Source organism: Marinomonas polaris DSM 16579 (assembly GCF_900129155.1).
GTDB classification, from domain to species: Bacteria; Pseudomonadota; Gammaproteobacteria; order Pseudomonadales; family Marinomonadaceae; genus Marinomonas; species Marinomonas polaris.
Window position 1 is genome coordinate 1 of record NZ_FQVF01000032.1, and the last position, 18448, is coordinate 18448.

General features: G+C 44.6%; 16 protein-coding genes and 3 pseudogenes. 8 read left to right on the plus strand and 11 right to left on the minus strand.

Annotated elements, in window-relative coordinates; translation table 11 throughout:
* The first annotated feature begins 73 nt into the window (after nt 1-73).
* The 4 genes from BUA59_RS22600 (at nt 74) to BUA59_RS22615 (ending at nt 4302) form a co-directional block, all read left to right on the plus strand.
* Nucleotides 74-682, plus strand: coding sequence for an FAD-dependent phenol hydoxylase family protein (locus tag BUA59_RS22600; RefSeq protein ID WP_084122667.1), 609 nt, complete (start codon nt 74-76; stop codon nt 680-682).
* Nucleotides 683-940: 258 nt separating this feature from the next.
* The gene (locus BUA59_RS22605; protein WP_072842362.1) at nt 941-2155 is read left to right on the plus strand and encodes a LysR family transcriptional regulator; all 1215 of its coding nucleotides are present in this window, start codon (nt 941-943) and stop codon (nt 2153-2155) included.
* A gap of 141 nt (nt 2156-2296) precedes the next feature.
* Nucleotides 2297-3244, plus strand: a complete 948-nt coding sequence (locus BUA59_RS22610; RefSeq protein ID WP_072842363.1) for a Gfo/Idh/MocA family oxidoreductase — start codon at nt 2297-2299, stop codon at nt 3242-3244.
* A gap of 77 nt (nt 3245-3321) precedes the next feature.
* Nucleotides 3322-4302, plus strand: coding sequence for an aldo/keto reductase (locus BUA59_RS22615; RefSeq protein ID WP_072842364.1), 981 nt, complete (start codon nt 3322-3324; stop codon nt 4300-4302).
* A 75-nt stretch (nt 4303-4377) separates the two neighbouring features.
* On the opposite strand, the gene BUA59_RS22620 is transcribed toward BUA59_RS22615, so the two are convergent.
* From BUA59_RS22620 to BUA59_RS22645, 6 genes are read right to left on the minus strand one after another with little or no spacing between them, the layout of a single operon-like run.
* On the minus strand, nt 4378-5229 hold the full coding sequence (locus BUA59_RS22620; protein ID WP_072842365.1) for a class III extradiol dioxygenase family protein: 852 nt from the start codon (nt 5227-5229) through the stop codon (nt 4378-4380).
* The gene (locus BUA59_RS22625; RefSeq protein WP_072842366.1) at nt 5229-5591 is read right to left on the minus strand and encodes a protocatechuate 4,5-dioxygenase subunit alpha; all 363 of its coding nucleotides are present in this window, start codon (nt 5589-5591) and stop codon (nt 5229-5231) included. The genes BUA59_RS22620 and BUA59_RS22625 overlap by 1 nt, the downstream gene beginning before the upstream one ends.
* Nucleotides 5592-5625: 34 nt before the next feature.
* The gene (locus BUA59_RS22630; protein ID WP_084122669.1) at nt 5626-6498 is read right to left on the minus strand and encodes an amidohydrolase family protein; all 873 of its coding nucleotides are present in this window, start codon (nt 6496-6498) and stop codon (nt 5626-5628) included.
* A gap of 15 nt (nt 6499-6513) precedes the next feature.
* Nucleotides 6514-7602: a 4-oxalomesaconate tautomerase gene (locus BUA59_RS22635; protein WP_072842367.1), complete on the minus strand. Its 1089-nt coding sequence runs from the start codon at nt 7600-7602 to the stop codon at nt 6514-6516.
* Entirely contained in the window at nt 7595-8272 is a 678-nt protein-coding gene (locus tag BUA59_RS22640; protein WP_072842368.1) for a 4-carboxy-4-hydroxy-2-oxoadipate aldolase/oxaloacetate decarboxylase, read from the minus strand. Before BUA59_RS22640 ends, BUA59_RS22635 begins: the two co-directional genes overlap by 8 nt.
* Before the next feature lie 27 nt (nt 8273-8299).
* Entirely contained in the window at nt 8300-9307 is a 1008-nt protein-coding gene (locus tag BUA59_RS22645) for an amidohydrolase family protein (RefSeq protein WP_072842369.1), read from the minus strand.
* A gap of 268 nt (nt 9308-9575) precedes the next feature.
* Here BUA59_RS22645 and BUA59_RS24225 point away from each other — a divergent pair.
* The 4 genes and pseudogenes from BUA59_RS24225 to BUA59_RS24310 all read left to right on the plus strand — a co-directional run.
* Nucleotides 9576-10236 (plus strand): annotated as a pseudogene (locus BUA59_RS24225) (IS5 family transposase); the annotation flags it as partial.
* 131 nt (nt 10237-10367) lie between these two features.
* Nucleotides 10368-10658, plus strand: a pseudogene (locus BUA59_RS24230) (helix-turn-helix domain-containing protein); the annotation flags it as partial.
* 422 nt (nt 10659-11080) lie between these two features.
* Nucleotides 11081-11284, plus strand: coding sequence for a PIG-L family deacetylase (locus BUA59_RS24305; protein WP_281251036.1), 204 nt, complete (start codon nt 11081-11083; stop codon nt 11282-11284).
* Between the two features lie 4 nt (nt 11285-11288).
* Entirely contained in the window at nt 11289-11456 is a 168-nt protein-coding gene (locus BUA59_RS24310; RefSeq protein ID WP_281251037.1) for a PIG-L deacetylase family protein, read from the plus strand.
* 339 nt (nt 11457-11795) lie between these two features.
* Here the strand turns inward: BUA59_RS24310 and BUA59_RS23520 are convergent.
* From BUA59_RS23520 to BUA59_RS22695, 5 genes and pseudogenes are all read right to left on the minus strand, one after another.
* Nucleotides 11796-13228, minus strand: a pseudogene (locus BUA59_RS23520) (IS3 family transposase).
* An 801-nt stretch (nt 13229-14029) separates the two neighbouring features.
* On the minus strand, nt 14030-14413 hold the full coding sequence (locus tag BUA59_RS22680) for a group II truncated hemoglobin (protein WP_072842371.1): 384 nt from the start codon (nt 14411-14413) through the stop codon (nt 14030-14032).
* 87 nt (nt 14414-14500) lie between these two features.
* Nucleotides 14501-15409, minus strand: a complete 909-nt coding sequence (locus BUA59_RS22685) for a DMT family transporter (protein WP_084122671.1) — start codon at nt 15407-15409, stop codon at nt 14501-14503.
* Nucleotides 15410-15421: 12 nt separating this feature from the next.
* Nucleotides 15422-17344, minus strand: a complete 1923-nt coding sequence (locus BUA59_RS22690; protein ID WP_072842372.1) for a TRAP transporter permease — start codon at nt 17342-17344, stop codon at nt 15422-15424.
* Nucleotides 17345-17378: 34 nt separating this feature from the next.
* Complete coding sequence (locus BUA59_RS22695) at nt 17379-18434, minus strand: TAXI family TRAP transporter solute-binding subunit (RefSeq protein ID WP_245813232.1); 1056 nt, start codon at nt 18432-18434, stop codon at nt 17379-17381.
* Nucleotides 18435-18448: the final 14 nt, after the last annotated feature.

Here is an 18448-nt window from a genome sequence, read left to right on the forward strand (position 1 = left end):
ACGCGGTAAACATGAGTCTGTTGCTCTGATTTAAAAGACAACAGACTTTAAGGTGTTTGAAGATAATTAAAATGTGTGGTTTGCCGGACGCTTACCTGCTATCCACTACTCGCAATCAGACTTAGTATCCTCAGGAAAACATCAAGACTTAGCAACAGGACAAACCATTGGTATGCGTTTTCATTCTGCTAAAGTGACTCGCCATGCTGACGCAAAACCTATGCATCTTGGACATAGTATAAAAGCTGATGGTCGTTGGCATATCCTCGCCTTTGCTGGAGAGCAAAGCTTTATGGATAATAACTGCCAAGTTAAAGCACTATGTGAATTTCTACAAAATAATCCGTTATCCCCTATTCAGCGTTTCACACCAAATGGTGCGGATATAGATGAAATGATCACCGTACAAGCGGTTTTCCAAGCATCTCATCGAGAGGTTGAAGTAGACGATATCCATCCGCTTTTACAACCCTCGAAAGATCGCTATGGTTTAACGGATTATGAGAAAGTCTACAGCGCTATTTGTGAAGGCACTTCTTTCTATGACAAACGTGGAATTGATAAGGAGAACGGCTGCATTATTATTGTGAGACCAGATCAATATGTTGCTGATGTTTTGCCGCTAAACGATCATGACGAATTAACAAAATTTTTTGAAGCTGTCCTGAATCCAGTTTCTTAAACATTAACGCCCACTCCTCTCGTTGCCAAACGAGAGGAGTGGTAGCTGATACAGTTGTCAGAGTGTTTATTTAGTATTAATACTACATACGACAAACTCGTTTCCTTCCGAGACTTTGAGTAAAAAGGCCCAATTACGACGACTGCAAGTCGATCCCATGAACTCAACCTATTCGAATACAGAAAAAGGAAATATGCCTGTATTTCTACTTCTTTTGATATTCATTTTTGATATAGTTGTAAAAAAATAGGAAGCCACATGGAAATCAACATTCCCAATTTACGACACTTACGCGTTTTTCTTGCTGTTGCTGAATTTAAAAGCATCACCCGTGCTTCTGAGCGTATTTTTTTATCCCAACCCGCCATTACACAAGCTATCGCAAAATTAGAAAGTGTATTGGGCGCAGCTTTATTTGAACGGCATTCAGATGGTATGTACCTAACCGACTCAGGTGAAGTCTGGCAAAAACGTGTCGCCAGAGCGGTTGATCACATCCAACAAGCTACTCAAGAGATTGTGAAAGACACGACAATTAAAGAGCGCTCTCCGAAAAATCTTATTGCCCTTATTAGTACCACGCAATTACGAGCTCTTATTGCGGTCAGTGAATCGCAAAATTTCAGTATCGCAAGCCGCCAATTGGGCGTGTCTCAGTCTTCTGTTCATCGTGCAGCACGGGATCTTGAAAGGTTATTGGGAGTGATACTTTTCGAAAAAAACAGCTTGGGAATTAGTACTACCAAAGCCGCTAAAACCTTATCGAAAGCCACGAAACTAGCTTTTAGTGAACTACGCCAAGGTATATACGAAATTAACGCGCTGCAATTTAAAGACGTCAGCACCATCACTATTGGCAGTATGCCATTGGCACGCATGACTATTTTGCCCAAATCCATTTTACAATTTAACGAACGCCATCCAGACGTTAATATAAACGTTACAGAGGGCGCTTATATCGATTTATTGCATCACCTGCGTCAGGGAGACATAGACATTATCTTAGGTGCATTACGCCACCCAACACCAGCTGATGATGTGGTGCAAGAGGAATTATGGTCACCACCATTGTCTATAGTTGGGCGAAAAAACCATCCGCTTACAAAGAAAGCACAAATCTGTGTTCAAGATCTAGCTCAGTATGCTTGGGTGGTACCTACAAAAAGTACCCCCACTAGACAGGCCTTTGAGGCATTGTTCCAAGACGTCAATGTTGCTTTGCCAACGCGACTAGTGGAATCAAGTTCACAGGTATTGATTCGTGAATTACTCCTCGAAAGTGATCGACTTACACTTATCTCAGCTCATCAGGTTGAGCGAGAAATTAATATTGAATTGCTCACGGTATTAGATTTTCCGCTTGAACATACTCGTCGTCCAATTGGGCTTTGCGTCCGAAAAAGCTGGCTTCCCACGGTGACACAATCTCATTTTCTTAGCGTACTACGAAAAATATCTGAACACTTTCGTTAACAATGAGCTTAGTCTTGTTGCGAAAACTGAATAGCTTATGCGGTTTATGGATTATCCCCTTCAGATATCAAATGCTAGATTTGTAGTTAATATATATTTGGGTATGACCCCATTCGCACTCGCATAGTTAGGAGTAGATTAATGAGAATTTGTATCGCTGGCGCCTCTGGTGCTTTTGGAATGAAACACATGGACGCCATTGCAGCAATAGACGGCGCAAAGGTGGTATCTGTGGTTGGCACAAAAATTGATGCCATCAAGACATTTGCCCAGGAGCGTGGTGTTCCTCACTACACAACGGATTTGGCTGAAAGCCTCGCCCGTGACGATGTTGACGCAGTGATTTTAGCAACACCTACACAAATGCACGCGGCACAAACGATTCAATGTCTTGAAGCCGGCAAGCACGTAATGTCTGAAATTCCCATGGCTGATACCATTGAAGATGCTCGCAATGTGGTCGCTGCGCACAAGAAAACAAATCTAGTCGCCATGGCTGGTCACACTCGCCGCTTTAACCCATCGCACCAATGGATTCGTAATAAAATTGAAGCGGGTGAATTGACTGTACAACAAATGGACGTGCAGACTTATTTCTTCCGACGTTCCAACAAAAATGCTCTTGGTAAAGCTCGTTCCTGGACAGACCACCTTCTGTGGCATCATGCATGCCACACAGTAGATTTGTTTCAATATCAAACTGGTGAAACCGCCAGTAAAGTTCAAGCTATGCAAGGCCCTATCCATCCAGAGCTAGGCATTGCAATGGACATGAGCATTGGTATGAAGGTACCTAATGGTGCAATTTGCACCTTGTCGCTGTCTTTTAACAACGATGGTCCTTTTGGTACTTTTTTCCGCTATATTTGCGACAATGGAACTTACTTGGCTCGTTACGATGATTTGTACGATGGCAACGACAATAAGATTGACTTGTCCGGCGTTGCTGTATCGAACAACGGTATTGAATTGCAAGACCGTGAATTTATCAATGCAATCAAAGAAGGTCGTACACCAAACGCTTGTGTCTCTCAGGCGATTGAAGCAATGGAAACCTTGCATCGCCTAGAAGAATGCTTAGAAGCCTAAGTCACTCTGCTCTGCCGTGATGAAACACTACTCAAACAGGGAGCCTAGGCTCCCTGTTTTTTATGAAGGATTTTTTAATGTCAGCACAATCACTGTTTACTCATCCACATATTGGCCTTGGTTGCATGAACGTATCTCACGCATACGGTATGCCACTGGAAGAAAACCAAGCTATTGAAGCACTTCAAGCGGCTTTTGAGATGGGCTATCGCCATTTTGATACAGCGACTTTATATGGTGGAGGCAATAACGAATTACTTGTAGGCAAGGCTCTAAAGGATCATCGCAATGAGTTTTTCCTAGCCAGCAAATGCGGTATGGCCATGGTCAATGGCAAAAAAGAAATCAATGGTCGCCCAGATAATCTGCGTAAGCAATGCGAAGATAGCCTAAAACGGCTACAAACTGACCACATTGATTTGTATTATTTGCACCGTTTAGACCCTAATGTGCCTATCGAAGAAAGCGCTGGTACACTCGGTGATTTGGTCAAAGAAGGCAAAATCGGTAATGTGGGGTTATCTGAAGTGTCAGCTGATACGCTGATTCGTGCGCATGTTGAAACGCCTATCAAAGCCATTCAATCGGAATATTCTTTGTGGACTCGCAATCCAGAAATCGCTGTATTAGAAACTTGCCAGAAACTGGGTACCACCTTTGTGGCCTTTAGCCCCTTGGCGCGTGGCTTTTTAACCGGTGTATTAAAAGACATTACCGAATTAGACGCCAAAGACATCCGTAATAACATGCCTCGTTTTCATGCTGAGCATTACCCAAATAACTTAGCATTATTAAATGATTATCTTGCTCTAGCCAAAGACATTGGCTGCACTCCAGCACAGCTTGCCTTAGCGTGGTTGCGTGCCAAAGACGACAACATCGTCTCCATCCCTGGCACACGCTCAGTGCAACACATGCAAGATAACCTTGCCGCAACTCAACTCACATTGGACGCGAAACAAATTGGCTTGCTGGACGAAATGATTAATCAAAATAACGTACACGGCACCCGTTACACCGCAGCTCAACAAGCAGAAATCGACACCGAAGAGTTTTAAATTCACCAAAAAAGGCGAGCCCACCAAAATGAGCTCGCCTTGTAAAATCCCTTTGTAGCACTGTTTTGCTAAGAGTTAACTCTCTGGCATTTCGTGTTCCAGCAGCATTAACCCTGAACCTGTATTGGAAATAGGGGCGTGGTAGTTACGGTGTAATTCTGTCACTTTACCTAATAAGGTACCGCGCATGGCGATGTGCATATTGAGTTCAACGGCTTGAGCGCCACCTTGCTCTACAAGATCTATGTTGGTGTATTTGGTGAGTGCTTCTGGGTCGTTGACTAATTTGTCTAGGCAGTCAATGTCGAAGGCGCGGTTGATAAAGCCTGCACGTTCTCCGTCGAGCTGATGAGACATGCCTCCGGTACCAAACACCACCACATTAATGTCTTTCTCATAGGACTGTACAGCACGGCCAATGGCTTGCCCCAAAGCATAAGTTCGCCAAGGCTGAGCCATTGGGTACTGCTCGCAGTTGATGCACACGGGAATGACTTTTACATGGCCATATTGGTGACCTGGCCACATCAAATTTAGCGGAACAGTTAAGCCGTGATCCACCTTCATTTCTTGGCAGATTGTCATGTCAAAACCTTCGTCAACGATGCTATTGGCGATATGCCAAGATAAATCCGATTCGCCTGTTACCGGCGGTATAGTCGGAATGCCCCACCCTTCGTCGGCATTGTGGTATTCATCCGCTACACCTATAGCAAAAGTAGGTTTTTTGTCGATGAAGAACTCTAAGCCATGGTCGTTGTAAAACAAAATAATGACGTCGGGTTTCTTCTCATTTAGCCAGTCACGCACAGGCGGATACGCATCGAAAAAAGGTTTCCAATAAGGGGTTTGCTCTAACCCATTTGCCATAGCGTTAGCGATTGCTGGGATATGAGACGTAGTGACAGCTCCTATTATGTTCGCCATTAGATTTCTCCTCGTCCGTTTTTCTCAAGCATTGCTTTAAACTCATCAGTACTCATGCCTGTTTGCAACCCACCGATGTCCTGCATGTTCAGCTTTAATAAACCAGCGAATTTTGCTAAGTAATAAATACTGCCACCTTCTCGTAACAAGGCAATTATGTCTTTGTTATGAATGGCGTCTTTTTGTGCGGCACTAAGTTTAAACTTGTCACAATAAGCATTAGGGTCGGTATTAAATTCGTCACGGGCAACTTGTTCGTTAAACGTGTAGCACATTTTATTTAGGCCGTAGCCTTTCTTGGCCATTTGCCCATCAAAAAGATAGGTGCCCTGAAATTGGCGGTCTGTGTAATTACTAGCCATATGGTAACCTCTTATATATTTTGTTGGGATGATACTAAGCCCAATACAAACGCATCGGATTGTCCACCAGCAAAGCTTGTTGTAACTCTGATGTTGGGGCAATATGAGGAATCACGTCCACAAGATGGCCATCATTTGGTGCCTCAACTTTCATGTTTGGGTGCGGCCAATCTGTGCCCCATAAAACGCGATTCGGAAACTGCTCGACTAAAGTACGAGCGAACGGATACACGTCGGAGTAATCAGGTGCGTGTTTGGTTAAACGCTCAGGGCAGCTCACCTTACACCAGACGTTGTCGTTGTCGGCCATAAAGTCTACAAAGCGTTTGAAATCTGGGTGGTCAACACCATTTTTCACATTAGGTGTACCCATGTGATCGACTACTATGGTGGTGTTAAGTGCCTTTAAGAAAGGTATTAATTCTTCTAATTCTGCGGCTTCAAAATACACCACAATGTGCCAACCAAAGGGGCGAATCTTATCTGCAATGGAGAAAAATACTTCTTTAGGGGTGCTATCAACTAGACGTTTTACAAAGTTAAAACGTACGCCACGAACACCTGCGGCGTGCATTTTTTTGATGTCTTCGTGGGTGATGGTGTCGTCCACAAAAGCCACACCGCGGGCCAAATCCCCTGCACTTTCTAACGCATCAATGAGCGCAGAGTTGTCAGTACTGTGACAAGATGCTTGTACAATAACATTACGTGAGAACCCCAAGTGATCACGCAAAGCGAACAGCTGCTCTTTTGACGCATCACAAGGGGTGTACTTGCGTTTTGGGTGGTAGGGGAATTTATCCGCTGGGCCAAAGACATGGCAGTGTGCATCTACCGCACCGGCAGGTGCTTTAAACGTCGGCTTGCTTGGCGTTGGGTGAAAAGGAATGTAGTTTTTGTCCATCATCTTCAAATACCTATTTTATAATTCGTTACTGTGAGCAAATACTTGTCCATCAAACAGTTTACGAGCGGTGCGTAAAATCGCTGCGGAACCCACTTCGCCTTGGTCATTTTGATCTAATATTACCGTCATTGCGCCAATAGGATGTTCTACATCCAAAGTCATTCGTGCACTTGCCTGATAACTGGCGACATCGTTTGCAGGCGAGCCTTTTAATACCGCGGCCGTTGCCACACTGACGGCACCCAAAACACCAATTGAGGCATGACAACGATGGGGAATAAAAGTACGAGTAGATAGCGCCCCACCGTTTGTGGAAGTACTCACCATGGTCATTTTCGGTACCGATTTGTCTTTCACGTTCCCCAGATTCATCATTGGACCAACTTGTAAACGAATCGACTCTAACTTAGCCCGTAATAAGTCATTGGCTTCCAGTTCTTCGCGAGACTCCAGACCTGTGATGCCCATATCCGTCGCGCGCATAATTACAACAGGCATGCCATTATCAATGCAGGTTACTTCAACACCATCGATCACATCGACAACACTACCTGTCGGTAGCAATGAGCCACAACTAGACCCAGCTGTGTCTTGGAATACAATCGGCACCGCCGCTGAAAACCCCGGAACGCCATCAATACGAGCATCGCCTTCGTACTGTACTTCACCATCTTTGACTAACACTCGTGCAACAGCAATTTGGCCAGTATTTTCCATGAAAATACGCACCGAGGTTTCCCCTTCGCACGCCGTCACCAAGCCTCGTTCAATCGCAAATGGCGCAATCCCCGCTAGAATATTGCCGCAGTTTTGTGCGTCGGTCACAATGGCCTTATCAACAAACACTTGCAGGAACAAATAGTCCACGTCAGCGTCGTCACGAGTTGATTTTTGTACCACAGCCACTTTAGAGGTAAGAGGATCTGCACCACCGATACCGTCGATTTGACGCTCATCGGGCGAGCCCATTACGCGCAGTAAAAACTGCGCGCGTGCCTCGTTGTCTGAAGGTAAGTCAGCGGCTAAAAAATAAGCGCCTTTTGAGGTGCCGCCGCGCATCCACATACAAGGTGCACTTTTGTAAATGCCCGTATGTTTAGACATATTTCAGGCCTTTTTCTTTTAGCCGTGCACGCATGTCGTAAATATCCAAACCCAATTCGCCGTTTGCCATACGAATACGTTTAGCTTCCTCGTTGGCCATACGAGCACGAGCAAGCTCAAGCACTTCAGCAGCATTTTCTCGTCGTACTACAACAACACCGTCGTCATCTGCTACGATCACATCACCTGGGTTAATTAGAGTATCAGCGCAAACCATGGACACGTTAACGGAGCCGACGGTTTCTTTAATAGTACCTTCTGAGAATACTGCCTTAGACCAAACTGGAAAATCCATTTGACGCAAATCTCGGGTATCGCGTACGCCGCCGTCAATGATCAGACCCACAACACCGCGGGACTGAGCAGATGTCGCCAATAAGTCACCAAAAAATCCATGGTTAGAAGGCGATGTCGGCGCAAATACCATCACGTCTCCAGGCTGACACTGCTCTATCGCTACATGCATCATCCAGTTGTCGCCGGCGGCACCCGAAATTGTGACAGCGGATCCGGCAATGGTTTTATCGATTTGAATTGGGCGCATATAGTGAGCCAATAAACCAACACGACCCTGAGATTCATGAATGGTCGCTACGCCGCATTGTGCCAAACCATCTATCACGGCTTGCTCTGTACGTTCGATATGTTGCACTACTACATTATTTCGCATGATCTTTTACCCCTAATCATTCAAGCCTTATGCTTTTAATCGAGAAAACACACGACGCGCATTGTCTTCAAAAACGGCCTGTTTTTGCTCAGCACTTAGTACGGTGTTGTTATCGATGTAGCGTTTTGTGTCGTCAAAATAATGGCCACTCTCTGGATCAACGCCACGCACTGCACCGATCATTTCTGAAGCAAACAAGATGTTCTTAGTTGGAATGATGTCCAATAGCAAATCAATGCCTCGCTGATGGTAAACACAGGTATCAAAATAAATATTGTTTAAGACACGTTCGGCCAGATCAAACCCTTGGTCCAGTGCCATACCACGGAAGCGCCCCCAGTGATAAGGCACGGCACCGCCACCATGGGGGATGATGATTTTTAGATCAGGAAAATCTTTAAACACATCTGACATCATTAATTGTTGGAAGCCAGTGGTGTCTGCGCCCAAATAATGGGAACCCGTTGTGTGAAAACAATCGTTACATGCTGCACTTACGTGGATCATCGCTGGAATATCGTATTCGCACATTTTTTCATAAATTGGGTAAAAAGAACGATCAGCCAAAGACTTGTCTTTCCAATAACCACCACTCGGATCAGGGTTCAAGTTAATGCCAATAAAGCCCATTTCTTCAACAGTACGTACGATTTCAGCGACGGATTTACCTGGGTCAACACCTGGTGACTGAGGCAATTGAGCGACCGGTGCAAAGTTGTCAGGAAAAAGATCACATACACGACGGATTAAGTCATTTTGATGCTCAGTCCAATATTGGCTAGTGAATTCATTACCAATGTGATGGCCCATCCAGCTGGCTCGGGGGGAAAATATAGTTAGATCGGTACCGCGTTCTTGCTGTAAACGAAGTTGATTATTGATGATACTGTCTCGAATTTCGTCGTCAGAAACGATGACTTTCCCTTTTTCGCCGACAAATGAAGGGTCTTTAGCTACAGCTGCTTTTTGTTTATCGCGGTATTCACCAACACCAACAGGTGTAGTCGTGTAATGCCCATGGCAATCTATAATCATCTAATAGCTCTCTATAATAATCGTATTTAAAGTCGTGACAAAGACAGTGAAGTCATAAATCGTTTTACCTTGGGGGTATTATGAAACTAAACATTAATACTCCCAATCCGCTTGTGAATAAGCTGGCTATTGTCTTGACTATCTCATCACTTCGTATAAGGAGTATTCTTTATCTAAAGGTAAGTTGGCTATTTCAATTTGTCTTAAAGGGTATTGCATTTTGGTATAGACATGTTTAGCTGAGGAAACAAACATACTCTTTACCTTAATGAGTGATCCTGCTATGGAAGACGCGCTTTATGAAATCACGTCCATGCGTTTGTTTGCTGGATTGTCGTTGGACAGTTCAATCCCTGATCACACAACCATCATGAACTTTAGACACTTACTGGAAAAGCATAAGCTCTCCCGTCAGCTGTTCAAAGAGGTTAACAAGTGGTTGTCCAGCGCTGGTATTTATCTAAAAGAAGGCACGATTGTCGACGCCACCATTATTGAAGCGGCTAGCTCGATTAAAAATAAAGCGAAAGCGCGCGATCCAGAGATACACCAGACTCAAAAAGGGAAACAATGGTTCTTCGGGTTAAAAGCTTACATCGGCGTTGAGGCTAGAACAGGGCTAACCCACAGTCTAAGCACAACGGCGGCCAACGTACACGACATTACAGAAACAGATAAGCTACTTCATGGTGAAGAATGCTTTATCTCGGCCGATTCGGGTTATCGAGGCGCTCAAAAACGAGAAGAGCTAAAAGACATCAAAGCGGATTGGTTGATTGCTGAAATGCCGAGCAAGGTGCGCCTTCTCAAGAAAAATCCAAGAATAAATAAGCAACCTATCCGAACGGAATACATAAAAGCCAGTATCAGAGCAAAAGTAGAGCACCCGTTTAGGATCACCAAGCGACAGTTTGGTTTTAGGAAAATCGTCTATCGCCTAAGCAACATTGATACTCTCCGATTAACGCATTCTCCAGACGAGCTAATTCTGCAACAATTCCGCCAACTAGTAGAAGTCGAATATCAAAATAGAAGGACAGTTTATTTTTATTGTCAGACGTTGAGTTTGACCTATGGTCGTCTACATGCGGTTTGTCAGCGTAACCTTAACAAAACACCTTTGCAGTTAATAAATAACCGAATTTTGATGGAAGCAACCTTTAGGCTAAAAGAATCATCAAGCTCCATACAAGCCATTGCCAACAGTCTGGGCTATCAGGACGCCAGCCAGTTTAGTCACTTTTTCAAAAAAGAAGTCGGTATATCACCCAGTCAATTTAAACGTATTCATTCCGGAAAAAAGGGAAACGCTCCTGAAGGAGCAAAGCAAGATTTTTCTGATTGGCCTTAGTTACTTCGATTATTTGGTTTGTGTACATTACAGCAATGAACATTAAGATCTACATATCCAAATTCGCCTACTGTGTACTCTTTCTGATATGAATGATCGCCATCGTCACTTTACCCGATTTCCCTTTGGACATGTCTTTTCTGCTTCAATAAATTTTCGACGTGCGTGTGCCAAGCAACTAGGCTGAGTAGCCATCTACATTCAGGTGCCCATCGCCCCCTTGTAAGTATCAAAATCCTATACTTATACGAACGAAAGTGAATAGATAAGTTACCACACATAACAAATGTTATAAGGTAACATAAATAATGCATTTTAAATTTATATTACTTTAGGAGTTTCGTCATGCGCGAAAAAAGACAGCCCTCATTATCAGTGCCCACTCAGCAGACTTTGTATGGAGGTGCGGTGGCGCTATAGCATTGCACCAAAAATTAGGTTACGAGGTGACAATCGCCTGTTTGTTATATGGAGAGCGTGGCGAATCCGCCAAACTTTGGAAACAGGAAAATATGACGCTTGAGAAGGTAAAGATAGAGCGGCGTAAAGAAGCTGAGGCCGCCGCTCAGGCACTTAACGCACATGATATTCATTTTTTTGATTTTGGCGATTATCCACTGGAGTGAGCAGATGGAGTGGAAACCAGACACCTTCCTAGACATTACTGAAGTATGGGAGGAGAAGAAAGCTGCTATCGAATGTATGCAAGGACAAGAACATCTTTGGAAATTCTATGAAAACCTAGCTGAAAATCGTGGCAACCACTTCCGCCGTAATTCAGGTGGTCAAAACTGTTAACATGCCGAGGTTTTTCAATCTCTTTATCCACGATGCGTCGATTCTTTATAAAAGCATCTAATCTTAATCGTGCCCTGATTTCATCCTCAGGGTACACTGACTGCGACAAGAAAACTGTCTAAGCTGATAACTCTGTTTTTTTACGTTTCGTTGATCACTACTGGTTGAGCTTTTGGCTTGGCCAGTGTCTAATATTAGATTATTTAGTGATGCTTGGACTGCTAAGCCACTTCTTGTAATCTGAAAATCATGCCACTTTAACCGCATAATAACGGCGTTTTTCAAGGTAGTTGTCGCCTAAAGTAATTAAGCAGCGTCTTTGTGTTGCTCTGGATTTAATTACACATCACCTATTTCTTTCTGCTTTTGACCAACGCTCAGGGCGCTCTTTCTTTTTCTGCTGATACAAGCCCGCTCGTTTCGCTAAGATTACTTGATCAAGCCCTGCATGCCTTTGATTTGGCGTGACAAACTGGATTCGACTATGGCGGTGTTCATGGTTGTACCAAGACACGAACTCTTTGACCCACTCTCTCGCACATTCCAGGGTTTTAAACCCTTCTGACGGCCATCTAGGGTGATATTTCACTGTTCTAAACAGCGACTCCGAGTATGGGTTATCGTTACTCCCCCTTGGACAACTGCGGGAGGTCACAACGCCAAGATCATACCTTTTTGCTCTCATCGTTAAGCTCTTTATGGGCGCACCGTTTTCTGAGTGTAAAACAAGATCTTTTTTAACGCATTTTTCTGCCCAAACACTACGCTCCAGTAGATCGGCGGCATGCTCTCCCGTTTCTTGATGATGCACCTCCCAACCCACTATTTTTCGACTGTAAATATCTTCTATCATGTACAGGTAGTAGTGCTGCCCAATCACGGTGGTTGACAGATAGCTAATGTCCCAACTCCACACCTCATTGGCTTTTTTCGCCGTGTAGCTTGTGGGCCTTTTATGGGCGTTCCTTGGTGCTGCTTTTCCTCTGTGATGAAGCATATTTTCCGCTTTTAGGAGACGATAAAAGCTGGATTCCGAGGCAATATACTCGCCTCTGTCGGCCAATATAGGGACGATTTGGCTAGGTGGCAGGGAAGCAAACTCGTCACGCTTGCAGACCTCAAGTATCTTCTGCCGCTCTACCTCACTCAGCTTGTTTGCCGGGGTGGGCCTTATCGCTGTGACTCTTCTATCCTCACCAATAGAGCCATCACTATACCAACGCTGTAACGTCCTGATCGATAAACCAATCATCTCGCAGGCAGGCTCTTGTCGTGCCCCTGACTCAACCGCATGACGGATCCACTGCGCATACTTTTGCCTATCGGCCAGCGTGATTAGCTGTCCTCTTTTTCCTCCCAATAGGCATCGAACTTTTTTCCCAGCACCAGTAGCGCAGCACTTTCTGCTAACGCTTTCTCCTTTCGTCTGATCTCACGCTCTAGTTCTTTAATGCGTTTTTGGCCGTTTGTTGCTCCGCCGTGAGCTTAGTGTTTCTTGTCGATTTCACCGTGTTGCCAGCAATACAGGCTTGCTTCCATCGCTTTACTTGCTCAGGGTACAACCCTTTTTCTCGACAGTACTGATGCAGATCCGCTTCAGACAAGGCAGCAGTTTCAAGTACGACAGCAAATTTTTCTTCATTTGACCACTTATCTGATGAACTCACTTTTGACTCGCTAAATCCTGATGTGTTGAATTGCTTTTGCCAACTATACAGGGTGGAGAGCTTAACGCCTTCTTGTTCTGCAAACTGTTGTATGGACCAAGAAATTACTTAGGAACACTGATCCTTGAAGCGAAAAAGGTGCCGAAACACTTCAACTTGACCAGCTATCCAACCAGTTTTTTATTTGGCTCGTCATGACTCCAGCAAGCACCTAAGAGTACTTTTAAATTTTCATATAACTTCGGTAATTGACTCATGACTTCTGAAACACCTTTGACCGCAGAACATCTAGCGACAGATTCAACCTCCTACCTGGTTTCTTTTCGAGTTAGTCATGAAAATGATGGACAGCTTAGCGAACATTTAAGTAGATTAATACCCAAACTAGAAGCTACGCTCGGGTTTGAATCTATAGACATCATACGAAGAAAAGGGGGGCAAGGTGTGGACTTCTACCTAGTAACTCGCTTCGAGTCTGTTAAAGCGCTGGACACTTGGAAAAAATCACGAGAAAGAATTGAAGCCCTAGCACCAATTGAAGAGATGTATATCACCGATATCTCAAGAGAACACACATCCGGCTCGAATATTTGGTTCGAGCCCGTAACCCGCCTTCCGTCACAGCCTCTGCCACCACTGCTTTGGAAACACTGGGTTCTGAGTATACTAGCGGTATATCCCCTTTTGATCCTTCTCATAAATACTCTGCGCCCCATAATTTCCCCGCTACATGAAGCGATAGGATTACTCGTAGTGGTAACTATTCTAACTGGACTCACTACGACATTTATTGTTCCTTGCCTTTCTAGAAAACTAATGCCATGGCTTTCGCGACGTTAGAACGACAGTCGGCAGATTGCTGAATCAAGCCATCTAGCAAATTCGGTGCCTGATAGTCTGATACACTTAGTGTGTGTTTCGTACTGCGTCTGCGAGCCTAGCCAGCGGCTTCCTGAGCATTAATTGAACCTCATCATCCACATCCATGGACTCCATGGATTCATACATGCATGCCACCCATAGATCTCTTTCTTTAGTCCCGATTCGGAAGGATTCATGCGGACCAGTCATACATACTGAGCCATACTTTTCCAAATAAATCTGAGGTCCACCCATCCAACCAATAAGATAGTCTGTCAACTTACCCCTGACGCTGGACAAGTCGACTGCATGCATCTCACGAAGTGCTTTGTATTTCGGAGCGTTATCCATCAGATCATAAAAATGATCTACCAGCGCTTTTATTCCATCCGATCCAAGTGCTAAATAGGGTGATTCGTACTTTCCCAATTTATGACTCCCGTTTTAGTTTTAATTTCGAAGTAATCCAATTTTGGATCTCACTTTCAGCGCATCAGATTTACCAGGTGTCTCTTCTCAGAATTTACCGGTAAAAAGAATCACTCCAAGTACAATAAAAGACACGCCAAATAAAATGCGACGATTAAAAATCTCATTCTGCCTTGAATAAATCCATGTACCTGCAAGAACAAATAGAGGTGTAGTTGCAGCGAGCGGAGCTACGACGATCAATGTTCCTGAGGCAAGTGCAATATAAAGAAACACCGGCCCAACACTGGAAAGAACACCCGCGATTAAAAAATACTTCAGTTCCCGGCTATTGCATGTGATTTTTGTTCTTGTAAATACCACGTACCCCGTGAGAACTATCCACGATGTGATTACCGTAATGGCACTCGCCACTATAGGATCAGTACCATTTTCAATTCCGATTTTTCTAAACGATATCGATACACCATATGCAATAGAAGCAAGTATTGGTGCATAAAAAGACAAAAATGTCTTTAAGATTGGAATCTTTACCCTCTTGGATTGAGTTGACATACCGATAAGCAAAGAACCTAGCACTACCGAAATAGCGCCATGCATTTGAGCGTATGAAGCTGCTTCCCCTATTACGAATACCCCTAACGCAACAGAAACTAAAGGGTGTGTCAGCGTAATAGCCGTTGCAACGTTGGTACCTAACGTGGACATTCCAATAAATTGGAATAGCCGTCCCAGTAGAGGAGCGAATAGACCCGCGAGGATAAAGTATCGCCACTCCCATATATCGAAAGGGAGCGGCGATAAACAAGCTAAAGATATAATACCTAGAAACAGTACGTTAGCTGTTAGCGTTATCCACAAGACGCTCAAATTTGATGCGTTTAGGCGACCCATCTTTATTAGCAAAAACGTACCAGCAAACATCATTGACGATAACGTCGCCCAAAGTATCTCCACTCTATTACTCTCTCCAGTGATTAGGGCTTCCCTGCCCACCGGACCAATCCTTTAAGCGCGACTCGTAACCATTGCCTTCACGCGTTGTCTCAAGTGAGGAGTAACGAAGATAGTCAAAAGCACTATTATGCTGCCTGTAATCAGAGGAACTGCACCAGGCGAGATAAACAATAAGCCAGCAATAAATAGGGCTACCCTAGCAGCTGCATTCAGCGCTTCTATGAAGAACCCTTCCACTGCAGCACTCAACAGGATTACGCCGATGGCCGCACCTACACAACTAATTGCAATGTGAGAGATACTTCCTTCTAGAAGCAGCCCATCACCATACATAAATGCAAAGGGTACGATGAATGCAGTTATCGCAAGTTTCACTGCACCAACCGCAATTCCCAGAGGTTTGGCATCAGCAATCGCCGCAGCAGCGAATGCAGCTACCGCTACAGGCGGTGTCATTGCTGACAATACTGCAAAGTACAGGATGAACATATTTGACTGCAGAGGAGAGAAATCCAGTGAAGCCAAGGTCGGTCCGACGAGCACCGCAGCCAAAATAAAGGCTGAGGGTGTCGGCATTCCCATACCTAGGATGATTGCTAATATGGCAGAAACTACGAGAACAAGGAAAGTAGTGTTTCCTGCCAACAAAAACACTAGATCAGCAAACTTGCCACCCAGCCCAGTCATCGAAATTCCGCCGATTACCAAGCCGGCAGCAGCACAAGCAGCCACAACCGAAACCATTCGAACGGTAGTTTCACCTAGGGCTTCCCAGATCGCCTTTAAACCCATGCGAGTTGAAGGTTTTACAGCCGCAACTGCAACCACACCTATGGTGGCAAAGGCAGCAACATAAGTAGGCGAGAATCCCATAATCAACGCCCCTGAAAGGACAACTAGCGGAAGGATAAACAAACCTCCGTTAGACATTGCATCCTTAACTTTAGGCACTTCATCTTCGCCAAGTCCACCCAGTCCCATTTTCTGAGAGCGAAGATGAACCTGCGCATATACGCACAGATAGTAAAGCAAAGCGGGAACAATACCTGCTATCGCGATATCACGGTATTCGATACCCGTATACTCCGCCATGATAAAAGCTGCTGATCCCATAACCGGAGGCAAAAGACTACCTCCCGTCGAGGCTGCAACTTCCACACTACCTGCCAAAGAACTACTATAACCAAGGCGTTTCATAATTGGGATCGTAATTGAACCCGTGGTAACAACATCAGAAGTCGGACTTCCTGACATTGTTCCGTAAAGACCTGAGGAAATAATTGCTATCTTAGCTGGACCACCAACTCGGCGCCCTGCAAGAGCAGATGCCAGGTTGTAGAAGAAATCCGCACCACCCGCACGAGACAAAAACGTACCGAACAGAACAAAAAGGAATGCGTAGGTGGCAGCAACACGAAGAGGAACGCCAAAGAGCCCATCACTCGTAAACATCATAATGTCTAGAAAGTGATTGAATCCAACTTCACGAAAGCCCAACCCAAATGGAAGATCGTGGCCAAATAAGTTATAAACTACAAACGCTGCTACAACACTTGTCAGACCAAAACCCACAGTTCGTCTGGTAGCTTCGATAGTCAGGAATAGAAGTATCGAACCGGCTATGAGATCCGGCATTTCTAGAGGATAGAGTAGTGTGATCCTCTCAACAATCCGACTACTTTCAACAAAAAAGTAGATCCCAACAGCCGCACTAGCCAGCGACAGAACCCAATCAGTCGGTCCAGGCATATCAGACCGACCCCAGGGGCCGGCCGAATACATAATGAAGAGCAGAACAAGGATTGATGATAAAAATACTACTGTCATTCCAAACAGGTCAACATATACAACCGTCGTCGTATAAATCACTGTCAATGCTATTATTGCGCCAAATGCCTGGATAATTTTCGCTAATCCTGAACTGAGGCGGCGCTTGGACCCCGTCTGAATTAATAATGATAGTATGTCTTTCATTTAGATAATTCCTGCTCTTGTTTTTGTTATAGTTTTACTTCAAACCAACTTCTTCAAGATATTTGAGTGCGCCCTTGTGATAAGGAACTACGGTTACTGAAGCCATGATTTCGGGCGTTAACGCCTTCATCGCAGAGTGAACACTCACGATCGTTTCGTAATTTTCAAACAACGCCTTGGTCAGGTTGTAAGCGAGCTCTTCATCCATGTCCTCACGAACCGCCAGAGTTGCCCCCAAAGAAGCCGTATGTACGGCATTCGGAGAAAACTCATATGTTCCTGCTGGAATATCAAAAGAAACAGTCCCACTCTCCGCATTTATAGCGTCTACAGTGCCCTCTTCCATCGACAGCAGAGTAAGGTCTACACTGTTAGCCGCTTGCATAATCGAGCTATGTTTTACGAAGAGAGAATTGATCAGAAGATCTGCTCTGCGGTCCTGAATCAGAGAAATCTGCTCGCCAGATGCAGCATAAATAATCTTGCCACCCCAGCTCTCGATATCCGCTTCAGTAACACCGATAGCTTCTAGCATTTCCACTGCAATATTAGACGCAATATTTCCGCGTTTATTGATGGCAATCGTGATTGGTGGTTTTACTTTTGCGATGTCTTCAAAAGCCTTAATGCCATATTCTTCTGCGAAGCTATTGCTAATCAGCGCCTGCATAGGCGCCCAAGTGTAGAGGTAAGACAAAACACGAACTGAGTCTATCGGTTCACGAAACGGATCGTCTCCTTTTTTTGCTAACAGGAGCTCCGCATCATGAATAATCGCGAGGTTTGCCTGATCACGATCGAGCAATCCTACGTTAGCAACGCCACCACCAGAAGTCTGATAGGTTATCTTAGAACCCTCGTAACTCTCTCTAACCGCGCCATCGACACCCGCTCCCAGCAGACTCCAAAGCCCACCAGGAGATGCACCGGCTATAGTCATCTCGTAGCTTTCTGAGTGCGCTATCGGTGATAGCATTAATACTGCGGAGACCAGCGTTCCGGCCATACCTTTTTTAATGGTTGAAAACATAATCTTTTCCTTTTGTTTTTGTTTTTTGAGTTTGCTTAATAACCAACTATGTAACAGCAATTTAATCTCGTACT